At 60.7% G+C, this 21266-nt stretch carries 20 protein-coding genes; 11 read left to right on the forward strand and 9 right to left on the reverse strand.

Features of this window, described 5'->3' with window-relative positions:
* Position 1 precedes the first annotated feature (1 nt).
* The 4 genes from AC1D2N_RS20980 (at position 2) to AC1D2N_RS20995 (ending at position 2042) form a co-directional block, all read left to right on the forward strand.
* Positions 2-505 carry a GNAT family N-acetyltransferase gene (locus AC1D2N_RS20980; protein ID WP_130652294.1) on the forward strand — a complete coding sequence of 168 codons (504 nt, stop codon included), beginning with the start codon at positions 2-4 and terminating at the stop codon, positions 503-505.
* 4 nt (positions 506-509) lie between these two features.
* On the forward strand, positions 510-983 hold the full coding sequence (locus AC1D2N_RS20985; protein WP_130652295.1) for a GNAT family N-acetyltransferase: 474 nt from the start codon (positions 510-512) through the stop codon (positions 981-983).
* Between the two features lie 103 nt (positions 984-1086).
* A complete protein-coding gene (locus tag AC1D2N_RS20990; RefSeq protein ID WP_018241831.1) occupies positions 1087-1485 on the forward strand; it encodes an NADH:ubiquinone oxidoreductase subunit NDUFA12 in 399 nt (132 codons plus the stop codon).
* A gap of 116 nt (positions 1486-1601) precedes the next feature.
* The gene (locus tag AC1D2N_RS20995; RefSeq protein ID WP_028732032.1) at positions 1602-2042 is read left to right on the forward strand and encodes a DUF2155 domain-containing protein; all 441 of its coding nucleotides are present in this window, start codon (positions 1602-1604) and stop codon (positions 2040-2042) included.
* A gap of 87 nt (positions 2043-2129) precedes the next feature.
* Here the strand turns inward: AC1D2N_RS20995 and AC1D2N_RS21000 are convergent, their stop codons facing one another.
* From AC1D2N_RS21000 to AC1D2N_RS21025, 6 genes are all read right to left on the reverse strand, one after another.
* Positions 2130-3059 (reverse strand): DUF2167 domain-containing protein, encoded by a 930-nt coding sequence (locus AC1D2N_RS21000; RefSeq protein ID WP_130652296.1) that lies wholly within the window; start codon positions 3057-3059, stop codon positions 2130-2132.
* A gap of 76 nt (positions 3060-3135) precedes the next feature.
* Positions 3136-3750, reverse strand: a complete 615-nt coding sequence (aat, locus tag AC1D2N_RS21005) for a leucyl/phenylalanyl-tRNA--protein transferase (protein WP_018445596.1) — start codon at positions 3748-3750, stop codon at positions 3136-3138.
* A gap of 7 nt (positions 3751-3757) precedes the next feature.
* Positions 3758-5113: an acetyl-CoA carboxylase biotin carboxylase subunit gene (gene accC, locus AC1D2N_RS21010; protein WP_018241835.1), complete on the reverse strand. Its 1356-nt coding sequence runs from the start codon at positions 5111-5113 to the stop codon at positions 3758-3760.
* Between the two features lie 4 nt (positions 5114-5117).
* Complete coding sequence (gene accB, locus AC1D2N_RS21015) at positions 5118-5588, reverse strand: acetyl-CoA carboxylase biotin carboxyl carrier protein (RefSeq protein ID WP_018241836.1); 471 nt, start codon at positions 5586-5588, stop codon at positions 5118-5120.
* A gap of 20 nt (positions 5589-5608) precedes the next feature.
* A complete protein-coding gene (aroQ, locus tag AC1D2N_RS21020; protein ID WP_018241837.1) occupies positions 5609-6046 on the reverse strand; it encodes a type II 3-dehydroquinate dehydratase in 438 nt (145 codons plus the stop codon).
* Positions 6047-6308: 262 nt separating this feature from the next.
* A complete protein-coding gene (locus AC1D2N_RS21025; RefSeq protein WP_028732029.1) occupies positions 6309-7067 on the reverse strand; it encodes a DsbA family protein in 759 nt (252 codons plus the stop codon).
* A 207-nt stretch (positions 7068-7274) separates the two neighbouring features.
* On the opposite strand from AC1D2N_RS21025, the gene AC1D2N_RS21030 reads away from it, so the two are divergent.
* On the forward strand, positions 7275-8432 hold the full coding sequence (locus AC1D2N_RS21030) for a pyridoxal phosphate-dependent aminotransferase (protein WP_130652297.1): 1158 nt from the start codon (positions 7275-7277) through the stop codon (positions 8430-8432).
* 39 nt (positions 8433-8471) lie between these two features.
* Here the strand turns inward: AC1D2N_RS21030 and AC1D2N_RS21035 are convergent, their stop codons facing one another.
* Both AC1D2N_RS21035 and phaC read right to left on the reverse strand, forming a co-directional pair.
* Positions 8472-9812: a DUF2778 domain-containing protein gene (locus tag AC1D2N_RS21035; RefSeq protein WP_130652298.1), complete on the reverse strand. Its 1341-nt coding sequence runs from the start codon at positions 9810-9812 to the stop codon at positions 8472-8474.
* 206 nt (positions 9813-10018) lie between these two features.
* Complete coding sequence (gene phaC / locus AC1D2N_RS21040; RefSeq protein ID WP_245484483.1) at positions 10019-11854, reverse strand: class I poly(R)-hydroxyalkanoic acid synthase; 1836 nt, start codon at positions 11852-11854, stop codon at positions 10019-10021.
* Between the two features lie 149 nt (positions 11855-12003).
* Here phaC and AC1D2N_RS21045 point away from each other — a divergent pair, with 149 nt between their 5' ends.
* From AC1D2N_RS21045 to recJ, 5 genes are all read left to right on the forward strand, one after another.
* A complete protein-coding gene (locus AC1D2N_RS21045; protein WP_130652299.1) occupies positions 12004-12417 on the forward strand; it encodes a hypothetical protein in 414 nt (137 codons plus the stop codon).
* 221 nt (positions 12418-12638) lie between these two features.
* Complete coding sequence (locus AC1D2N_RS21050; RefSeq protein ID WP_024320683.1) at positions 12639-13856, forward strand: LL-diaminopimelate aminotransferase; 1218 nt, start codon at positions 12639-12641, stop codon at positions 13854-13856.
* Positions 13857-13917: 61 nt separating this feature from the next.
* Positions 13918-15243 (forward strand): homoserine dehydrogenase, encoded by a 1326-nt coding sequence (locus AC1D2N_RS21055; protein WP_130652300.1) that lies wholly within the window; start codon positions 13918-13920, stop codon positions 15241-15243.
* 159 nt (positions 15244-15402) lie between these two features.
* Positions 15403-15645: a hypothetical protein gene (locus AC1D2N_RS21060; RefSeq protein ID WP_018241845.1), complete on the forward strand. Its 243-nt coding sequence runs from the start codon at positions 15403-15405 to the stop codon at positions 15643-15645.
* 184 nt (positions 15646-15829) lie between these two features.
* Positions 15830-17632 (forward strand): single-stranded-DNA-specific exonuclease RecJ, encoded by a 1803-nt coding sequence (gene recJ / locus AC1D2N_RS21065; RefSeq protein ID WP_130652301.1) that lies wholly within the window; start codon positions 15830-15832, stop codon positions 17630-17632.
* Between the two features lie 24 nt (positions 17633-17656).
* On the opposite strand, the gene AC1D2N_RS21070 is transcribed toward recJ, so the two are convergent.
* Positions 17657-19636, reverse strand: a complete 1980-nt coding sequence (locus AC1D2N_RS21070; RefSeq protein ID WP_130652302.1) for a CgeB family protein — start codon at positions 19634-19636, stop codon at positions 17657-17659.
* 248 nt (positions 19637-19884) lie between these two features.
* Between AC1D2N_RS21070 and AC1D2N_RS21075 the strand changes: the two genes are divergently transcribed.
* Complete coding sequence (locus AC1D2N_RS21075; protein ID WP_477981901.1) at positions 19885-21117, forward strand: DegT/DnrJ/EryC1/StrS family aminotransferase; 1233 nt, start codon at positions 19885-19887, stop codon at positions 21115-21117.
* Positions 21118-21266: the final 149 nt, after the last annotated feature.

Below are 21266 nucleotides of genomic sequence, written 5' to 3' on the forward strand. Positions count from 1 at the left end.
GGTGTATTTCGTCCGCACTGCCGGTGAGCGCGACCTGGAGAAGGTGCGCGCCCTCCTGGCCGAGAGCTTTCACGCCACCTATGACGGGCTTCATGGCGTAGCCAAGGTGGAGGATCTGATCGCCAATCTCTTTTCGCCGGCGGCGCTGAAGGCGCGCCTCGTGCGAAAGGATGCCGAATTCCTCGTCGCCGACGACGGCCGCAATATCGGCGGCATGGGTTATGCGGCAATGTCGCAGGCACTGACGAAGACGGTCATGCTGCATCTCCTCTACGTCAGGCCGGCGCTGCAGCGCCAAGGCATCGGCCGCGATATCTTTGCCGAGCTCGAAACCTGCTTCCCGGATGCGGAGATCATGCGTCTCGAAGTCGAACCGCAGAATGCGGCGGCGATCGCCTTCTATCTCTCGCACGGCTTCACCGAAGTCGGCCGCAACGAGAATAGCGGAGCCGGGCAATCCGGCATTCCGGCGCTGATCTTTGAAAAGCCGCTCGAAGGGCATTGAGGCCATGGTGGTCGAGTTGCCCGACATTCTCATTCGCCGGGCAAGCAGGGAAGATCTGCCGGCGCTCGTGGCAATGTTTGCCGCCGATGCGCTTGGCGGTCATGGCGATACCACGGAAGCTGAAGCCTTCCCGGATTATCTCGGGGCCTTTGCCGTCATCGAGGCTTCGCCCGACCAGACACTTTACGTCGCAGAGCGCGGCGGCGAGGTGGTCGGCACGTTCCAGACGATGGTGACCACGTCGCTCACTGGCCGTGGCTCCTCGGCGATGATCATCGAGGCGGTGCAGACGCGTGCCGATATGCGCGGGCAGGGGGTCGGTGCCGCGATGATCGAGTTCGCCATTGCCGAGGCAAAAGGCCGCGGTATCAGGCGGGTAGCCCTAACCTCGAATGCGGTGCGTAGGGATGCCCATCGTTTCTATGAAAGGCTGGGCTTCAAGCCCTCGCATCTGGGCTTTAAGATGGCTTTGAAATGACCCGTGGCTGTCGTGGAATCGCTGGACAATTCGGCTTGGCGACGGCATAAGCGAGGAAACGAATTCTGGTTTGGCTCGCATCTGGCGGGCACAAGGAAAAGACATGTGGAATCTTCTGGTTCAGACCTTTACCTGGTGGAACGGTCAGACGATGGGCACGCGTTTTGCGACCTGGCGTTTTGGCAAGCGCGTCGGCGAAGATGAATTCGGCAACGTCTATTACGAAGGCGGCATGTCTTCCTACGGTCTGCCGAAGCGCTGGGTGATCTACAAGGGTTATGCCGAAGCCTCCGCCATTCCGCCGGGTTGGCATGGCTGGATGCATCATCGCACCGATGTTCCTCCGTCCAAGGAGAGCTACGTCGCCAAGGAATGGCAAAAGCCGCACCGTCCCAACCATACCGGTTCACCGCAGGCCTATCGTCCGCCGGGCTCCATCGCCGTTCCGGGCGAGCGTCCACGCGTCACCGGCGATTACGACGCCTGGACGCCGGGTAACTGAGACGGCCCGACCGGGGCGATCCCAAGACCCGGCTTTTGGCCACAATTGACCTTTACCCGCAGGTTGGCCGCGCTTGACCGCGGCCGTGAACTGAAAATGTCTGGAGACGGGTACACATGAAGCTCTTCACGCGGAACAAGGTCCTGCGTGCCGCCGGATCGCTGCTGGCGCTCTCGGCCCTGCTTCCGCCAGTTGCGGCAAATGCGGCACGTATCGAAAATCCGGTTGCCGTCTTCTCCGGCCTCGACAAGATCACCGGCCGCATCACGACGTTCGACGTCTATGTCGATGAGACGGTACAGTTCGGCGCACTGCAGGTGACGCCGAAGGCCTGTTATTCGCGCGACCAGTCGGAAGCGCAGAAGATCGACGGTTTCGTCGAGGTTGACGAGATCACCCTCGACCGCAAGATCCGCCGCATCTTCACTGGTTGGATGTTCGCCGCCAGCCCCGGCCTCAACGCCGTCGAGCACCCGATCTACGACGTCTGGCTGAAAGACTGCAAGACAACCTCGGACGTCCCGGCTCCCGACGGCACCAAGGCGACAGCCCGCTAACACCTCTCATCACGCCTTACAGCGCCGCGCGTCTTTTCAGACGGGCAGACGCTGTAACGCGTTGAATTACGCAATAGCCTGGTGAGCCTATGCAGTGGGTGTCTTGTTCCTGCTGAAAAGGCCCTTGGCAAAGCGAAGCGCAGCGGCGAACACGATGAAGACGAGGACGCCGGCCTTCTTGAAGAAGGCGAGGGCGAATGCCAGCAATCCCACCTTGGCGGCAATCTTGGCGCCCGCGCCGGCAGCAATCATTCCCGCCATCCCATAGGCCGCGATCTTGTCGCCTTCGACATAGTCAGTATAGGCCATCCCCTTGTCGAACTGCACGAGCTTGGTGACGGACGGAATGACGCCCTCGATCTCCGTCAATTGAGCGAGGCCGGCGACGAAGTCGAATTGGAATACACCCTGGCGTCCGAGCACGCGCACGGAATAGTTCAGCGTGTGCTGTGCCTGCGTGTCATCGCCGAACACCAGATCACGCGCCCAGTGCATGGCATGCGCCGATGTGTCGTAGTGCGGCGTGGAAGCCCAGCCGACAAGCGTGATCTTCTGAAAACCCTGCTTTTCGCGTTCGACGTTGTTTTCCCTGATGGAATCTTTGATGTTTTGCAGCAATTCGTCGTAATTCGTCGTGGCGGCGTCGACATCCGAGACATAGCCGTCGGCGCTGTATTCCACGATGGAGCCCCAGGCCTCGACATCGGTCGGCGCGTATTTCGCCGGGAAGATCATTCCCATCGTTCCCTCCGCCGCCGCCGGAGGATTTCCCCAGATGTCGACGAGCACCGTCTTCGTGTCGGCAGGGCTGAGATAGTAGAAGTCGGCGGGCACGTTTAGCGTTGCCTTCGCTTCAGGCAGCTTGATCACGCCCTGCTGGAAATCAAGCTTCTCCAGCAACGGCTTTTCCGCGTCGGAAAAATCGGTCCTGCTGGGGAACATGTCCTGGTATGGGCGTGCGCCGGCTTGACCCATAAACAAGGTCAAAAGGATCGCGGCTGCAAAATATCGTTTCAAAATTCTATCCCCCGTTGTATTTTTCGAACCTAGCCAAATCGGCTGAAAAATCAACGCATGGACGAATTGATCGCGCTTAAAACTTAAGGTGCGGCGACTCCATTGCCGCAGAAAGCATCAGGGCATAGTCGGCCTTCGGAACGTCGATCGCTCCGAACGTCTTCAGGTGCTCGGTGGTGAACTGCGTGTCGAGCAGCGTGAAGCCCCTTTCCCGCAGCCGGTCGACGAGATGCACGAGGCAGATCTTCGAGGCATCCGTCCGGCGCGAAAACATGCTTTCGCCGAAGAAGGCCGAGCCGAGCGAGACGCCGTAGAGGCCGCCGACCAGTTCATCGCCCTCCCAAGCTTCGACCGTATGGGCATGGCCCATGTCGAAGAGGGTCGAGTAAAGTGATCTGATCGTCTTGTTGATCCAGGTGCTGGGGCGCCCGGATGTCTCCTCCGCACAGGCAGCGATCACCTCATCGAACGCGTGATCGAAACGGATCTCGAAGGGTTTCTTGCGCACCGCCTTGGCAAGGCTTTTCGACACGTGGAAATGGTCGAGCGGCAGCACGCCGCGCAATTCCGGCTCGACCCAGAAGATCTCTGGGTCGTCGGCGGATTCGGCCATCGGGAAGAGGCCGATGGAATAGGCGCGCAGGAGAATGTCAGGGGTGATGCCTGGTGACTTCCTGCGCGATCCTGCCATTCCTGTCCTATGCCGCCGGGTTGTTGGCGAGGTAGTGTTCCAGCCAGTGGATGTCGTAGTCGCCGTTGGCGATATCCTGGTTCGAGACGAGATCCTGGAACAGCGGCAGCGTCGTATTGATGCCGTCGACGACAAATTCGTCAAGCGCCCGGCGCAGGCGCATCATGCATTCGACCCGGGTACGGCCGTGCACGATCAGCTTGCCGATGAGGCTGTCGTAATAAGGGGGGATCTTGTAGCCCTGATAGGCACCGGAATCGATGCGCACGCCAAGGCCGCCCGGCGCGTGGAAATGCGTGATCGTGCCGGGTGAGGGCACGAAGGTGCGCGGGTGCTCGGCATTGATGCGGCACTCGATGGCGTGCCCGGAAAAATGCACTTCGTCCTGAGTCACCGAGAGACCGCCGCCGGAAGCGACGCGGATCTGCTCGTGCACCAGGTCGATGCCGGTGATCGCTTCCGTTATCGGATGCTCCACCTGCAGGCGGGTGTTCATTTCGATGAAATAGAACTCGCCATTCTCATAGAGGAATTCGATCGTGCCGGCACCGCGATATTTCAGCTTCTTCATGGCGTCGGCGCAGATCTGGCCGATCTTCATGCGCTGCTCGACGTTGAGCGCCGGCGAATTCGCCTCTTCCCAGACCTTTTGATGGCGGCGCTGCAGCGAGCAGTCGCGCTCGCCGAGATGGATGGCATTGCCTTCGCCGTCGCCGAACACCTGGATTTCGATATGGCGCGGTTTGCCGAGATATTTTTCCATATAGACGGCATCATTGCCGAAGGCGGCTGCAGCTTCCGTGCGCGCCGTCGACCAGGCCTCGATCACGTCGGCCTCGCTCTTGGCGACTTTCATGCCGCGTCCGCCGCCGCCGGCGGTTGCCTTGATCAGCACGGGATAGCCGATTTCGGCCGCTGTCTTCAGCGCATCCTCTTCGGTCTTCACTTCGCCGTCCGAGCCCGGAACGACGGGAATGCCGAGTTCCAGCGCCGTCGTCTTGGCGGTGATCTTATCGCCCATGATGCGGATATGGTCCGCCGTCGGCCCGATAAAGGTGATGCCGTGGGCTTCGAGGATATCGGCGAACTTGGCATTCTCCGACAGAAAGCCGTAGCCCGGATGCACGGCGTCAGCGCCGGTGATCTCGCAGGCGGCGACGATCTGGTGGATGTTGAGATAGCTCTCGCGCGAGGAGGGCGGGCCGATGCACACACTTTCGTCGGCAAGGCGCACATGCATGGCATCGGCGTCGGCGGTGGAATGAACCACGACGCAGGCGATGCCGAGCTCCTTGCAGGCCCGGAGCACGCGAAGGGCGATTTCCCCGCGATTGGCGATGAGGATTTTCGAAATCATGGGCATGGGCCTATTCGATGACGACGAGGGCTTGGCCGTATTCGACGGGATGCCCGTCATCGACGAGGATCTCGGTCACCTTGCCTGACTTCGGCGAGGGGATCTGGTTCATCGTCTTCATCGCTTCGATGATGAGGAGCGTCTGGCCTTCCTTGACGGTCGCGCCGACTTCGATGAAGGCACGCGCGCCCGGAGCCGGCGCCATGTAGACGGTGCCCACCATCGGTGCATTGACGACATTGGCCGGGTTGCGGCCGGGAGCTGCCGCCGGGGCGGCAGCGACTGCCGCAGCAGCGGCTGCAGGCGCGGCATAACCAGGTGCTGCGATCGGCGCCTGAACATATTGCGGCGTGCCGGCGCGCGAAACCCGGATACGCAGGTCGTCCTGCTCGACCTCGATCTCCGTCAGATCCGTTTCGTTGAGAATATTGGCGAGATCGCGGATCAGTGCCTGGTCGATACCCGATTTCTTTTCAGCCATGGTGTTGCCCTGTCTTCTTCTTATGCCGTGATGTTCTTCAGCGCGTGGAGCGCCAGGATGTAGCTGTGAGGCCCGAAGCCGCAGATCACGCCTTTGCATGCCGGCGCGATCATCGACTTGTGGCGGAATTCTTCCCGTGCATGCACGTTGGATATGTGGAGCTCGACGACGGGAACTGAAATAGCGCGGATCGCATCATGCAGCGCGACCGATGTATGCGTATAGGCGCCTGCATTGATGGCAACGCCGACGGCCTTTTCGTCGGCCTCATGGAACCAGTCGACGAGCGTGCCTTCGTGGTTGCTCTGGCGGAAGTCGATATCGAGGCCGAGTTCGCGGCCTGCGGCCTTGCAGTCTGCCTCGATGTCCTTGAGCGTCTTGCCGCCATAAATGCCGGGCTCTCGTTTACCCAGCATGTTCAGGTTGGGGCCGTTCAGGACAAAAATCGTTTGCGTCATCGAATGTTCCGTAAAATGTACGACGGCAACCTATAGACTCCGCGAAGGCTGAATGAAAGCCCTTACGGATTGGCCAGCAGGAATCGCGCCACATTTGTCCACATGGTTGAAACGCTTCGATTTTGGCGATTTGATGGGCGGCCGGGAGCTCAAGCATGTCGCGCAAAAGTGTGCAGCGGTTTTGCGACAACGACATGCGCAAACATAAATATCTAAAGCGCGAGGGGCGCAAACTGAAAGATTGCGACGCGCTTTGGTTTGCTCAGCAGGCGGTCTTGCCGCAGCTGCGCATGTTCTTGACCTTGGCTTCGAGATCGTCGAGCCCGACGGCGCCTGGCACCAATTCATTGCCGATCACATAAGACGGCGTGCCGCTGATGCCGAGACTGGAGGCGAGCTGGTAGGTCGCCTGGACGATTCCGTCATTCGGGCTCTTTGCCATCTCGGCGCGGATCTTGTCCTCGCTGACGCCGAGCGAAGTGGCGACAGCGATCGCTGTTTCGTCGGAGGCTCGGCCTTCGGTGCCGAGAAGGGCGACGTGGAAATCGGCATATTTCTCCGGTGCCAGCTTGCGGAAGGCGTCGGCCACCTTGTGGGCGGCGACCGAATCAGGCCCGAGGATCGGGAATTCCTTGAGGACGAAACGGACGTTCTTGTCCTTTTTCAACATGGCCTGCATGTCGGGAAGCGCATGACGGCAGTAGCTGCAATTGTAATCGAAGAATTCGACGACAGTGACATCGCCCTTGGGATTGCCGAGCGTGACGTCGTTCTTCGACTCAAAGATGTCGGTGGTGTTCTCTTCGATCGCCATATTGGCCTTCACCAGGCGCTGGGCTTCCTGCTTCTTCTGCAGCGCATCCTGGACTTCCAGCATGATCTCGGGATTCTCGATCAGGTATTGCTTGATGAATTCGCCGAACTCCTTCTTCTGCTGGTCGTCGAGCGCTGCCGCCGGAAGCGGAAGGGCGATCGATGCGGCCAGCGCCAGTGCGGTGAAGGTTTTCGAGAAGAAGGCCATGATATCCTCGTCATCGGCAATGCGGTCGTCTTGGTCAAGAAGACCATCGCCGGGTTATGGACTTGAATGCGTCGCGTCAAGGTACGGTGCGTTCGGTTCTGCTCAAACAGGAATTTTCACCCCCGCGCGACCCTCGCGGGATTGTGATGAGCCGATTAATGCGGCAATTGTCTGGCCGTCATTGAAGAAGCTGAGCGAGAAACGATCTTGTTTTCCATATCCAAACGCAGCGATGTCGAGCCTTTTCACGCCATGGACGTCTTGGCGGAGGCGACGAAGCGGCGTGCGGCCGGCCATCCCGTGATCTCGATGGCGGTCGGTCAGCCCTCGCATCCGGCACCTCAAGCGGCACTCGAAGCGGCCCGCACAGCCCTTACCGAAGGCCGGATCGGTTATACCGATGCGCTGGGAACGGCGCGGCTGAAATCGGCGCTCGCCTGGCACTACAAGGATCGCCACGGCCTGGAGATCGATCCCACGCGCATCGCCATCACCACCGGCTCCTCGGCAGGTTTCAATCTCGCCTTCCTGTCACTCTTCGATGCCGGCGATGCGGTGGCGATCGCAAGACCTGGTTATCCCGCCTATCGCAATATTCTCGGCGCGCTGGGCCTGAAGGTTCTCGAAGTGCCGGTAACGGCCGAGACCCAGTTCACCCTGACGCCGCAAAGCCTCGAGGCCGCACAGAAGGAAAGCGGCATGACGCTGAGGGGCGTGCTGCTCGCAAGCCCCGCCAACCCGACCGGCACCGTGACCGGCCGCGATGGGCTGCAGGCGCTTGCAGATTATTGCGCGGCCCATTCCATCGCCTTCATCTCCGATGAAATCTATCACGGGCTGACCTTCGCCGGCGAGGAGGCGAGCGCGCTGGAATTGACCGACGAGGCGATCGTCATCAACTCCTTCTCCAAATATTATTGCATGACCGGCTGGCGAATCGGCTGGATGGTGCTGCCGGAACGCCTGGTGCGGCCGATCGAGCGGGTGGCGCAGAGCCTCTACATCTCCCCGCCTGAGCTCTCCCAGATCGCCGCCACGGCCGCTCTGAGCTCTGGCGCGGAGCTCGATCGTTATAAGGCGAGCTATGCCACCAACCGCGACTTGCTGATGCGGCGACTGCCGCAGATCGGGTTTTCGATCGCGTCGCCGATGGACGGCGCCTTCTACGCCTATCTCGACGTCACCCGCTTCACCAATGACAGCATGGGCTTTGCCAGACGTATGCTCGCGGAAATCGACGTCGCCGCAACGCCCGGTCTGGATTTCGATCCGCTGGAGGGAAATCGAACCCTGCGTCTGTCCTATGCGGGCTCGCAAGCTGAGATCGCCGAGGCGGTGGAGCGAATCGCAGCCTGGTTGAAGTAGCGCCCGCTGCCGGGCAAGCGGCAGTGCGGTCTTCAATCCTTAGCTGCGTCGCGAAAACAGCGAAGCAAAGGTCGAAGACGGTTTGTTGTTCAGCCGCGGCACCACCACGAGCTGCTTGATGTCGCCGCGCTTGTAGGCGGCGAGGAACCGACGGTAATCCTTGAAGGAGACGCAGCCGTTGGAATCGCCGTTCTTGCCGAGCATGTAGGTATGGGCGAGAAGGCCGACACGGTCATAGATGGCGTCCGAACCCTCGACCGGCGTCAGCCGCAGCGCCTGGACACCATGGAAAAGGCTCTCGCGCATGGTCAGGACATAGGTGTGTGGCGGCGTCGGTCCGCGCATCTTCTTGTTCACGAAACGCGGGTTGTCACGCATCTTGCCGAGCCCGGAATGGGCCTCGAGCCGTTCGCCGTTCGGCAGGTAGACGGTGCTGTTTTCGATATCGTAGATCGCCACGCCTGCGCGCAGCTTCGGCGAGAAGACCGGCTTGTCGTAGCGCGGCACTGCGTCGTCCTCGTCATCCTCGATCGGCGAGTTCGGCTGGGCATAGGCAAGCGCTGGCTCGCCAGAACGCTGCGAGCCCTTGGAGGCCAGTGCCGGTTTGCCGATGAGGCCATCAGGACGTGCCATCGGCAGCGGCACGGAACCTTCATCCGGCGCCAGCACGAGATCGAAGGGTGGCGCGTCGTCGGCGGCGGCAACGACCACCGGTGCAGGTTCCGATGCGGGAATGGAGGCCGTTCTGACAGAAGGTGTGGTTGGCTCGACCGGAGCCGGCGCGATTTGCCGGGATCCGGCATCGGCAAGTGCAAGCAGGGCCGGGAGTTCGGCTGCGGCGACGGCCTCCTTCGAGGGAACGATGATCCGGTCGCCGTCGTCTTCCTCCGTCTCTGCCGAGGCGAGTTCGACCGGCGGCGGCGCGATCACATCGTCCTTGCGGAATTTGACGCTATCGGAAATCGCGGCCACGACCGGCTGCTCGGCAGCCATGGCGAGCCGATTGTTTTTGGCGAGAACCGCGAGCGCCGTTGCAGCGGCGGCGGTCTTTTCGGCATGGGATTGAATGAGGCTCGCCGTCAGCGGTACCTTCGGCTTCGCATCGAAGGCAGCCAGCCGATCGGCCTTGCCGACATGGATCAGCCGCTCATGGTGCGGTGACGGAGCCACCTTCGGCGCAGTGCCGACCTGTGCCAGGCGATCGGACGGAGAATAGGGAGCGGCCATCGAGTGCATCGTCGCGAAGGTCGCGATCAGCCATGTGGAGGTCAGAAATCCGGCGCCGACAACACCGTAAAGGAAACCGCGAGATCTGCGCCAACGGAAAGCAGATCCGCCAAGAAGGGTGACGTCATCGAACGTCCCGACCGCACACGCCATACTACACTCGTCTTTCAAACTCGCTACGCAGGCCGGCGGCACTGACTGACTTAACTTCGCCGGGGCCGGTACAGGCGCAAATGGGCCGAATTTAGACCACCCACGACGTCCGACTGTCTCGCAAGGATGACGAATTATGGTTTCTAATTTGTTTACGCGGCGTTGCAGTTTTTCACGGCGTCTCAAAAAGAGATGCGTTGGGCGTCTCAGGCGCGCTCCATCACATAACTTCCCGGCGCTTCCTCGATCGCGTTCAACGCATCGCCGCCGGGTTTGCGCGGCTGCACCCGTCTGCCGTCATGCGTCTCGATCCAGGCCTGCCAATGCGGCCACCATGACCCCGGGGTCTCCGTCGCCTGGTCGAGCCAGGTCTCGTAGTCTCCCTTGGCGGGGCCGCCCGTCCAGAATTGATACTTCTTCCTGTCGGGCGGATTGACGACGCCGGCGATATGTCCCGAGCCGGTCACGACAAATTCCACCTTGCCGCCGAAGAACCGGCTGCCGAGGAAGACGGACTTGGCAGGTGCGATGTGATCCTCGCGGGTGGCGAGATTATAGATCGGGATCTTCACGTCCTTCAGCGACACGCGCTTGCCATCGAGGATCATCTCGTTCTGCGTCAGCGCATTGTTGAGATAGCAATTGCGCAGATAGAAGGCATGGTTTGCCGCCGCCATGCGGGTCGAATCGGCGTTCCAGAACAAGAGGTCGAAGGGCAGGGGATCCTGGCCCTTGAGGTAGTTGTTGACGAAATAAGGCCAGATCAGTTCCGAGGCGCGCAGCATGTTGAAGGCCATCGACATCTTCGTGCCGTCGAGATAGCCGGCCGCCTGCATATGCTCTTCGAGCGATTCAAGCTGCTCCTCGTCGACAAAGACCTTGAGGTCGCCGGCATGGGTGAAGTCGACCTGGGTGGTGAAGAGTGTCGCGGTCTTGATGCGCTTGTTCTTCTCCTTGGCATGCAGCGCCAGTGTCGCGGCCAGCAGCGTGCCGCCGACGCAGTAGCCGACGGCGTTGACGTCCTTCTCGCCTGTCGCCTTCTCGATTGTATCAAGCGCGAAATCGATGCCTTCGCGGGCATAAGCCGTCCAGTCCTTCTCGGCGTGGCGCGCATCCGGGTTGACCCAGGAAATAACGAACACCGTCTGACCCTGGTCAACGCACCATTTGATGAAGGATTTTTGCGGGTTGAGGTCGAGAATATAGAACTTGTTGATCCAGGGCGGGCAGATCAGCAGCGGCCGCTTCAGCACGGTTTCAGTCGAAGCCTCGTACTGGATGATCTGGCAGATGTCGTTCTGGGCGATCACCTTGCCTGGCGTCAGCGCCATATCGCGGCCGACGGCGAATTTCGTCATGTCGGTCTGGCGAAGACGAAGGTCGCCATGTCCGGCAGCGATATCCTCGGCCAGCATCTTCATCCCGCGCACCAGATTGGCGCCGCTGGTCGCGATCGTCTCGCGGTAGAGCTGCGGATTGGTGGCGATGAAGTTGGTCGGCGAAAGCGCTGCCGTGATCTGCTTCACGTAGAAGCCGGCCTTGTGCTTGGTGTGCTCGTCGAGGCCATCGGTCTCCGAGACCATCTTTTCCACCCAGTCGGTCGTGACGAAATAGACCTGGCGGAGAAAATCGAAGAACGGATTCTTCTGCCAGTCCTCGTCCGAGAAGCGCTTGTCCTTGCGGGTGTCCGGCTCGGGAGGCGTGGGATCGCCCTGCATTCGTTGCATCGAGCGCATCCAGATGCCGAAGAACGAGGACATCAGCTGTGTCTGTGCCTCGAAAGTGCGGCGCGGATCGGAAATCCAGTATTCGGTGACCTTGGAAAGCGTCTTGACCATGTCGGTCATCGGATCGACGGTGCTTTCGGTGATCTCGCCGCGTTCGCGCGGCGCAAGCCAGGCAGACGCTGCTTGTCCGAGATTTTCGAGCGCCCGGGCGAAATTCATCGCCATGGCCTCAGGATCCTTCAACAGATAGGGATCGAGATCGGTCGCGTCGAAGCCGGCCTTGCCGCCATTCTCCTGCTTGCTGTCGGTCACCATTTCCTCCGGCGGCAGCACCACTCTTTTTATCCGTTCGTTGTACATCGTGATTGAACGAGAAAACAAGTTCCACCCGCATCGGCTCATGCTATTGCTTTGTGGCTGCGACAAATTTAACAGTCGAAGCAGTCAGAACTGGATTTTGAGGCATGACGAAGAACGGCATTCTGCGCATCGCAACCTTCAACCGCACCGCACTGATCTGCGCCGCGGCGGCGATGGCCCTTGCCGGATGCAATCTGACGGCGGAACAAAAGGCCGCTGCCGCTGCCAAGCGAGCGGCGCCGACCGCCGTCGTCATGCCGACCACCAAGGGCGAGGCGGTCGAAGGCGGCCTTGCGAAGTCGCCGGATGGCTATCCGAATTTCGGCGCGCCGCTGACGGCCGCCAACGTCCAGATGAGCGACGAGCAGGCTGCCGAACTGCAGCATCAGCTGACGGCACTTGCCGCTCGGCGCAAGGCCGGCACAATCTCGGAGGCCGAATATCAGGCCAAGGTCGCTGAAATGCGGCGTCTCGCCGCCGAGCACGGCACTGATACGCTCTCCGAAATCTCCAAATAGACCTTGCCTTTCAGGCAATTTGGACGCAAAGCCTTCCGGATGGATCGGAAGATATAATTTTCCCGATAAAGCGCGTTACGCGGCCTTTCCGTCAAAGATTTGCCGCGTCGCTTGGGTCTGATGAATACGGCGTTGCGATTCTGAAGTTCGTGTCGCAGCCGCCGGGAGACGGAACGAACTTCGACAGCGGCCCGAAATGCCGCCTTTCCATGGGGAATGAGATGGAAGAGTTTCACAAAGTCCGGCGTTTGCCGCCTTATGTTTTCGAACAGGTCAACCGTTTGAAAGCAAGCGCGCGAGCGGGCGGCGCCGATATCATCGATCTCGGCATGGGAAACCCCGACCTTCCCACTCCCCAGTCGATCGTCGACAAGCTGTGCGAGGTCGTGCAGGATCCGCGCACGCACCGTTATTCCTCTTCCAAGGGCATTCCGGGCCTGCGCCGCGCTCAGGCCGCTTATTATGCCCGCCGTTTCGGCGTCAAGCTCAACCCGGATACGCAGGTGGTCGCCACCTTGGGCTCCAAGGAAGGCTTCGCCAACATGGCGCAGGCAATCACCGCGCCTGGCGACGTGATCCTCTGCCCGAACCCCACCTATCCGATCCACGCCTTCGGCTTCCTGATGGCGGGCGGCGTGATCCGTTCGATGTCGGTGGAGCCGGATGCGAGCTTCTTCGAGCCGCTCGAACGCGCGGTCCGGCATTCGATTCCGAAGCCCTTAGCGTTGATCCTCAACTACCCCTCGAACCCGACAGCCTTTGTCGCGACGCTCGATTTCTACAAAGACGTCATCGCCTTTGCGAAAAAGCATGACATCATCGTGCTCTCCGACCTTGCCTATTCGGAAATCTACTTCGACGGCGCTCCGCCGCCGTCGGTTCTCGAAGTGCCGGGCGCAATGGACGTGACTGTCGAGTTCACCTCGATGTCGAAGACCTTCTCCATGCCCGGCTGGCGCATGGGCTTTGCTGTCGGCAACGAGCGGCTGATCGCGGCGCTCACCCGCGTCAAGTCCTATCTCGACTACGGCGCCTTCACGCCGATCCAGGTGGCGGCGACGCACGCGCTGAACGGCGACGGCTCCGACATTGCGGAAGTCCGCAACGTCTATAAGCGCCGTCGCGACGTCATGGTCGAAAGCTTCGGCAAGGCCGGGTTCGAGGTGCCGCCGCCGGCTGCCACCATGTTCGCCTGGGCGAAGATCCCGGAAAAGTTCCGTCACCTCGGTTCGCTGGAATTCTCCAAGCTGCTGGTCGAGAAGGCCGACGTCGCCGTTGCCCCGGGCATCGGCTTCGGCGAAATGGGCGACGATTACGTCCGTCTGGCACTTGTCGAGAACGAACACCGTATCCGCCAGGCTGCGCGCAACATCAAGAAGTTCATGTCGACGGCTGACGAGACAATGCACAACGTCATCTCGCTGAACGCACACCGCTAATCCAACCGTTGGGCAGCCGCGTCAAGCGGCTGCCGCCACACAGACATTTCAGGATCGATCCATGGCAGATGCCCTCAAAATCGGCATTGCGGGCTTGGGCACCGTTGGCGCCTCGCTTGTCCGCATCATTCAGCAGAAAAGCAACGAGCTTGCCGTCACCTGCGGACGCCCGATCACCATCACGGCGGTCTCCGCGCGTGACAGGACAAGGGACCGCGGCATCGATCTTTCCACTGTTACCTGGTTCGACCGGCCGGAAGAGCTTGCCGAAAAGGGCGATATCGACGTCTTCGTCGAGCTGATGGGCGGCGCCGAAGGAGCTGCCAACATCTCTGTACGCGCCGCACTCCAACGTGGTCTCCATGTGGTGACAGCCAACAAGGCGCTGCTTGCCTATCACGGCGTCGAGCTTGCGACGATCGCCGAGGAAAAGGGGTCGCTGCTGAACTTCGAGGCGGCGGTCGCCGGCGGCATCCCGGTCATCAAGGCGCTGCGTGAATCGCTGACGGGCAATTCCGTCTCGCGCATCTATGGCATCATGAACGGCACCTGCAATTACATCCTGACCAAGATGGAGAAGGAGGGGCTTTCCTTTGCCGAATGCCTCAAGGAAGCGCAGCGGCTGGGTTATGCCGAGGCTGATCCGGCCTTCGATATCGAGGGCAATGACACGGCCCATAAGCTTTCCATCCTGACGACGCTCGCCTTCGGCAATCAGATCGCAGCCGACGACATCTATCTCGAAGGCATCACCAACATCTCGATCGAGGATATCCACGCAGCTGCCGAGCTCGGTTATCGCATCAAGCTGCTGGGCGTTGCCCAGCGCACCGATACCGGCATCGAGCAGCGCGTCCATCCCACCATGGTGCCGGTCGATTCGGTCATCGCCCAGGTCGACGGCGTCACCAATGCGGTGGCGATCGAATCCGACGTGCTCGGCGAACTGCTGATGGTCGGCCCCGGCGCCGGCGGCAATGCCACGGCCTCGTCGGTGCTCGGCGATATCGCCGATATCGCAAAGAGCCAGCCGGGTGCCCAGCGCGTGCCGGTGCTCGGCCATCCCGCAACGACGCTGGAGCCCTACCGCAAGGCGCAGATGCAGAGCCACGAGGGCGGCTATTTCATCCGCCTGACCGTGCTCGACCGCACCGGTGTCTTTGCCAGCGTCGCAACCCGCATGGCGGAAAACAACATCTCGCTGGAATCGATCGTTCAGCGCTCCAAACAGCATCTGGCGCCATCGCATCACCAGACGATCATTCTCGTCACCCACGCAACGATGGAAGAATCGGTGCGCAGGGCGGTCGCCTCGATCAAGTCAGAAGGTTATCTCTTCGGCGAGCCGCAGGTCATTCGCATCGAACGGCCGAAAGAGGAAGGCTGAGCCTTTTTCCCGTCCCGGAGGACCGTTGAGCCGCCCTGTCTCTGCAGGGCGGTTTTTCTGTTATTTGTTCACCTTCCCTAACGGAAGTCTATATTAACAGATACCGAAATATTGATATAACTAAACCTAAGATGGTGAGTCGTCTGGGTGGAGAATTTCATGAGCAAGGACAGCCACGCCGGGAAGGGGTATGGCTACCCGAGCGACGTGCCGCCGAACCATCCTGATAAGCCTGAGGAAATCCCCAAGCCGGCCTACAGTGAAATTCCTCAGGAGGTCTCTGATGAGGCTGATGGCGAAGAAAACACGGAAGGCCGCAACTGGGCCATTCTGCTGACGCTGTTTTCCGTCATGCTGGTGCAACTGGCCGGCATCGCCCTGATTGTCTGGGCGGTATTCTAAAGCGTGTCGCGATCTTTCAGATTCGCTCGCGCTTTAGGGACTCTATTTTTACACATGCGTTACCGCAAAACCGCTGCACACTTTTGCGCGACATGCTTTGGTAAAAACCCGTGTCTGCAAATCCAACGCTATGTTATCTCCGCCGCTCCTGTAGAAAGAGCAGATGAAGTCAGCGGAGTGTGGCATGGCAGATCTCGTCGATCCAGTACAGCGCGCGTTTCTCGGTGTGGAGAAATCCGCGCTCGACAATCGCTGGGTGGCGCGGCTCGACCAGGCAGGGCAGAACCGCGCGCTGGCCATGTCGCAGCTCCATGGATTGCCGGATCTGATCGCCCGGGTGCTGGCCGGGCGCGGCGTGACGGTAGACGAGGCGATCGAATTCCTCGATCCGACGATCCGCAGCCTGATGCCCGATCCCCATAAGCTGACCGATTGCGAAAAGGCCGCGATCCGCCTGGTGAGTGCCATCGAGCGCGGCGAGAGCGTCGCGATCTTCGGCGACTACGATGTCGACGGCGCGGCCTCCTCGGCACTGATGTTCCGCTTTCTCAGCCATTTCGGCGTCAGGGCGAATATCTATATTCCCGATCGCGTCTTCGAAGGTTATGGCCCCAATCCGGCGGCAATCAATCAGTTGATCGACAATGGCGCCCAGCTGATCGTCACTGTCGATTGCGGCTCCACCAGTCACGAGGCGCTGGCCGCCGCTGCAGCGCGCAATATCGACGTCGTCGTCATCGATCACCACCAGGTGACACATGAGCTGCCGCCCTGTCATGCCCTCGTCAACCCGAACCGTGAGGACGATCTCTCGGGGCAGGGGCATCTCTGCGCGGCCGGCGTTGTCTTCATGGTGCTGGTCGCAACGCTGAGGTTGCTGCGCGCGGCCGGCAACAAGCGGATCCTGGCGATCGACCTGCTGCAATGGCTGGATATCGTGGCACTTGCGACGGTCTGCGATGTCGTGCCGCTGAAGGGCCTCAACCGCGCTTATGTGGTGAAGGGGCTGGTCGCCGCCCGGCACCAGAGCAATGCCGGGCTTGCCGCACTCTTCCGCAAGGCGGGGCTTGCGGGCCCGGTGACACCCTATCATTTCGGCTTCCTGATCGGCCCGCGCATCAATGCCGGCGGGCGGATCGGCGATGCAGCACTCGGAAGCCGCCTGCTGACGCTCGACGACGCCGGTGAGGCAGAGGTGATCGCGCAGCGCCTCGACGAGCTCAACCGCGAACGCCAGGCGATGGAGGCCGTCATGCTGCAAGAGGCGGAGGCCGAGGCGCTCGCCGAATATGGCGACGGCGAGGGCGCATCCGTCATCGTCACCGCCCATGAGAAATGGCATCCCGGCATCGTCGGCCTGATCGCGGCGCGGCTGAAGGAGAAGTTCAAACGGCCCGCCTTCGCAATCGCCTTCGATCCCTCCGGCCGCGGCACCGGCTCGGGCCGCTCCATCAACGGCTTCGATATGGGCAGGATGGTGCGAGCTGCGGTCGACGAGGGGATACTCGTCAAGGGCGGCGGCCACGCCATGGCCGCCGGGCTGACGGTCGAGCGCGCCAATCTCGGCAGGCTGAGGACCTTCTTCACGGAGAAAGCCACAAAGACAGTGGCCAGCCTTGTCGCCAACGAGACACTGAAGATCGACGGCGCGATCGGTGCAAGCGGCGCCACGCTCGAACTCATCGACCGCTTGGAGGCCGCTGGCCCCTATGGCTCCGGCCACGCTCAGCCGCTCTTTGCCGTGCCGGCGCATCGGGTGCGCGACGCGCGCCTGGTCGGCGAGAAACACGTGAAGGTGACGCTGGAGGCAATGGACGGATCGCGGCTCGATGGCATCGCCTTCCGCGCCGCCGATACGGCGCTCGGCAATCTTCTCATCAATTCACGCGGCGCCAGCCTTCATGTCGCGGGTTCGCTCAGTGCCGAGCATTATCAGGGTGCGCGCCGCATCCAACTGCGCGTCTGCGACGCGGCTCCGGCGCGGTAATCTAGCAGTCGGAAGAGAGTCCCGTCAGGTACAGCCGGCTGTCATGACGCTCATCAGCATGTCCGCTTGCGACCGGCTCTCCATGGCCGCAAAGCCCTTCGCGGCGATGGAATCACGCTCGGCGGTATCTGCGATCAGCTTGTGGCAGCGCTCGATCATCTTGTCATAGGGCTCGACCGCCAGGCCGCCGCTGAAGGGCTGGAGATCCGGGTCGCGGATATCGCCTTCGGTCAACACGCAGACGCGATTGGCGAGCAGATAGGAAATGCGCACGATCTCGAAAACGCCGCTCGCATAATGATGAATGTTGATGACGATCTTGGAACGGGCAATCGCCGCATCGCGTTCCGCGCCATAGATGTTGAAGAGGTGCGCGACCTTAAGCCCGCCTTGCTCCAGTGTCTTCAGGATATGGTGGCGGCGTTCGTTCATCGAGCCGTAGAAGAGCACGTCGATATCTTTGACGGGGGCGTGTTTTATCTGGCTGAGGCAGCGGCTATAGCCGATTTCGAGCACGCCAGCATGATCAATGCCCTTGGCGGCGAGATTTTCCCGATTGCGCGGGCTGTAGTCGAGAACCGGAAGCGACTTCAGGATCGAGGTGTAGCGAGAATTGATCCAGATGCTTTCTTCGGACACCTGCTCAAGATTGATGACGACGCTGTCCTTCGGCAGATGGCTGACGATTTCGGTGGGGAGAAGGTTGCCGCCGTAGATGATCGGCGCACGGCCGGCGAATGCGTTCATGTCGCGGACGATCGGTGCCGAGCCGCCGAGTTCCTCGAAGGCGCCCCGGAGGCCGAGCGCGACTTCGTCGAAGGCGTGGCTGTGATTGTAGTTGGCGGGCGTCACGATCCAGATGCAATGACGGTCCTTATGTGCCTGCCATCCGCCGGCAAAGGGCTGTAACGGGTTGCGGAGCGGCTGCTCGATCTTCGGCGCGGCTGGTATAGCGGGTCTTTCCGTCCGAGCCGGTTGCTGCGGCACTGGAGAGGCGCCTGAAGCCTGCGGAGCATAGGCGCGCATCAATTCGCGGCGGCCGATGAATTGGCCGCGCGGCATCCAGGCGGGCGGATCATCAGCGCCCCAGATCAGATGCGGCTGCTTGATGAGCGGCTGGCGGCCTTCCTGCCACGAGGTCAGGAGAGCCTGGTCACGGCTCTGCAGAAAGGCTTCCTTGGCGGCGAAGAGACCATGCAGCATACGGCCGAGGCGGACACCGAACTTCCATTCGAAATCGGCAACGGTCGGTACGAAGGCGGCGATCTTCATTCCGGAGACGGCAGCCTGCTGGACATAGAGCCCGAGCAGACGCTCGATCACGAAGGGGCGCATCTTCGCGTTGGCATCGCGTGAATAGTGAGCCACACCGGCATAGGCGGTCCCTGCCGGCGAGCCGGCGAGCGCTTCTCTTTCCAGCGATTCCAGAATGCGTTCGCAAAAAGCGAAATACCCGGACCAGAATTTCCGGTTGCCGCAGAAATAGTTGCAGAACATGAAGGCCGTCTTGTCCTGCGGCGGCGCGATCGGATGACCGAGCTCCTGGATATGCAGGAAGATCGGGTCCATGCCGGGATGACCGCCAAGCAGCGAATGTTCCCAAACGTTGCTGTAGATCGCCGCGTGGCCGATCAGCGGATTGTAAAGATAGGCGTCCGCACCTTCCGCCCTGGCCTTTTCCGCCTCCGTGACGAAGGACGGGAAGCTCGTCACCGACTTCATCTCGAATTTGCTGGAGAGCAGCCCCCAGAACACGTCGTCGCCGAGGCCGATCGCCTCGTGATGCTGATGCAGGATGTGGAAGAGCTCATATTCGCGGGTCGTAGCCTGCGTATTGAACGAAATGTCGAGCGGCACGGCAGCCGCATCCAGCTGGCTGCGCTGCGAAGGATCGAGATAGGGCTGATAGACAATGACAGACCCTGTGCTGGCAGCTTTCTCCGTGAGAAGTGCCAGATCAGGAAGACCGGACGGCAGAGCGGCAATGGGCTGATTGATCGTCAATGAATCGTCCTTCGTGAATTGCCGCCGTCTCCATGATTCACGAAACGGCATTCGGGCTGGTTTGGGTGCCGACTATTGGACGTGAAGCTTGCGCCACACTGTTGGCAGGAATTTCGCTAGAACAGGATGTCGTCCGAAAACCGCTCACACTTTTCGGCATCATGTTCTGGTCAGCCTGGGAACAGGTTAAGCCGTGATGTTCGTACCAGGCCCATTGCGCGATAATGCCCAACCTCCTGGACGGCGTCATGAAAAACGAAAAGATCTATGTAACCAAGCCCAGCCTGCCGCCGCTCGAAGAATTCATTCCGTCGCTGGAAGCAATCTGGAACAATCGCGTCCTGACCAATGGCGGGCCATTCCACCAGCAGCTGGAGCAGGAGCTCTGCAACCATCTCGGCGTGAAGCACATCAGCCTCTTTTCCAACGCCACGGTCGCGYTGCTGACGGCGCTTCAGGCGCTCCGCGTCACGGGCGAAGTCATCACCACGCCTTATTCCTTCGTSGCCACTTCGCATTCACTTCTCTGGAACGGCTTAAAGCCCGTCTTCGTCGACATCGATCCGGTGACGCTCAATGTCGATCCAGCGAAGATCGAGGCGGCGATCACGCAGCAGACGACGGCGATCATGCCGGTGCATTGCTACGGCCACCCTTGCGATGTCGATGCTATCCAGAAGATCGCCGATCTCTACAATCTGAAGGTCATCTATGACGCCGCCCATTCCTTCGGCGTGGAAGACGAGCGGGGAAGCATTCTCAATCACGGCGACCTTTCCATCCTGAGCTTCCATGCGACGAAGGTTTTCAACACATTCGAAGGCGGGGCCATCATCTGCCCGGATGTCAAGACGAAGACCCGCATCGACCAGCTGAAGAACTTCGGTTACGTCGACGAAGTGACCGTGGTAGCGCCAGGCACGAACGGCAAGATGAGCGAGTTCAACGCTGCGCTCGGCCTGTTGCAGCTGAAATACATCAAGCTCGCGCTCGAAAGGCGTGGTTTGATCGACAGTGCATATCGTGAGCGGCTCCGCGGCGTGGCCGGCATAGAATGCCTGGACCGTTCCGGCGAGACCGTCTCCAACTTCTCTTATTTCCCGATCCTCGTACGCCCTGACTATCCCATTTCACGCGATGGGCTCTATGAACGGCTTAAGGAAAACAGCATTCATCCGCGCCGCTATTTCTATCCGCTGATTTCAAGCTTCTCGATGTACCGCAGCCTGCCTTCCTCGCAGCCCTCGAAYCTGCCGGTCGCAACCGAGGCCGCACAACAGGTGCTCTGCCTTCCCATCTATCCGGACATGGAGATGGAGATCGTCGACAAGGTCTGCGCGCTGCTAGGCCGACCGGGCCTAAAATCTCCTGTTCTAGCCGCCTCACTTGTCATCAAAGACTTGAAGCGCGAGTTCTGCCTGCCAGATAAGAAATCGCGAGCCGGCGCATTGCAAGTGGCTGCTCATACGAAAGCGGCGTGACCATCGATCACGCCGCTTTCTTCATCTCATAGACGCTAGATTAAAGCGCCAGTTGCGGAGGTCGGATGCGAAACATCTCTCCAGCCCCGCCGGCGAGAGCGGTGATCGGCGGTCCGAACGCCCGAAGTACACCACTTGCCATGATCATA

Source organism: Rhizobium sp. P1_B8 (assembly GCF_056406515.1).

Coding starts and splice junctions, on each gene's coding strand:
- accB (WP_018241836.1), bottom strand. CDS start 5,588: ATGGCTGAAAAGAAATCGGGTATCGACCAGGCACTGATCCGCGATCTC.
- phaC (WP_245484483.1), bottom strand. CDS start 11,854: ATGGTGACCGACAGCAAGCAGGAGAATGGCGGCAAGGCCGGCTTCGAC.
- AC1D2N_RS21045 (WP_130652299.1), top strand. CDS start 12,004: ATGACGAAGAACGGCATTCTGCGCATCGCAACCTTCAACCGCACCGCA.
- AC1D2N_RS20995 (WP_028732032.1), top strand. CDS start 1,602: ATGAAGCTCTTCACGCGGAACAAGGTCCTGCGTGCCGCCGGATCGCTG.
- aroQ (WP_018241837.1), bottom strand. CDS start 6,046: ATGACGCAAACGATTTTTGTCCTGAACGGCCCCAACCTGAACATGCTG.
- AC1D2N_RS21035 (WP_130652298.1), bottom strand. CDS start 9,812: ATGGCGTGTGCGGTCGGGACGTTCGATGACGTCACCCTTCTTGGCGGA.
- accC (WP_018241835.1), bottom strand. CDS start 5,113: ATGCCCATGATTTCGAAAATCCTCATCGCCAATCGCGGGGAAATCGCC.
- AC1D2N_RS21060 (WP_018241845.1), top strand. CDS start 15,403: ATGAGCAAGGACAGCCACGCCGGGAAGGGGTATGGCTACCCGAGCGAC.
- AC1D2N_RS21025 (WP_028732029.1), bottom strand. CDS start 7,067: ATGGCCTTCTTCTCGAAAACCTTCACCGCACTGGCGCTGGCCGCATCG.
- AC1D2N_RS21050 (WP_024320683.1), top strand. CDS start 12,639: ATGGAAGAGTTTCACAAAGTCCGGCGTTTGCCGCCTTATGTTTTCGAA.
- AC1D2N_RS20985 (WP_130652295.1), top strand. CDS start 510: ATGGTGGTCGAGTTGCCCGACATTCTCATTCGCCGGGCAAGCAGGGAA.
- recJ (WP_130652301.1), top strand. CDS start 15,830: ATGGCAGATCTCGTCGATCCAGTACAGCGCGCGTTTCTCGGTGTGGAG.
- AC1D2N_RS20990 (WP_018241831.1), top strand. CDS start 1,087: ATGTGGAATCTTCTGGTTCAGACCTTTACCTGGTGGAACGGTCAGACG.
- aat (WP_018445596.1), bottom strand. CDS start 3,750: ATGGCAGGATCGCGCAGGAAGTCACCAGGCATCACCCCTGACATTCTC.
- AC1D2N_RS21055 (WP_130652300.1), top strand. CDS start 13,918: ATGGCAGATGCCCTCAAAATCGGCATTGCGGGCTTGGGCACCGTTGGC.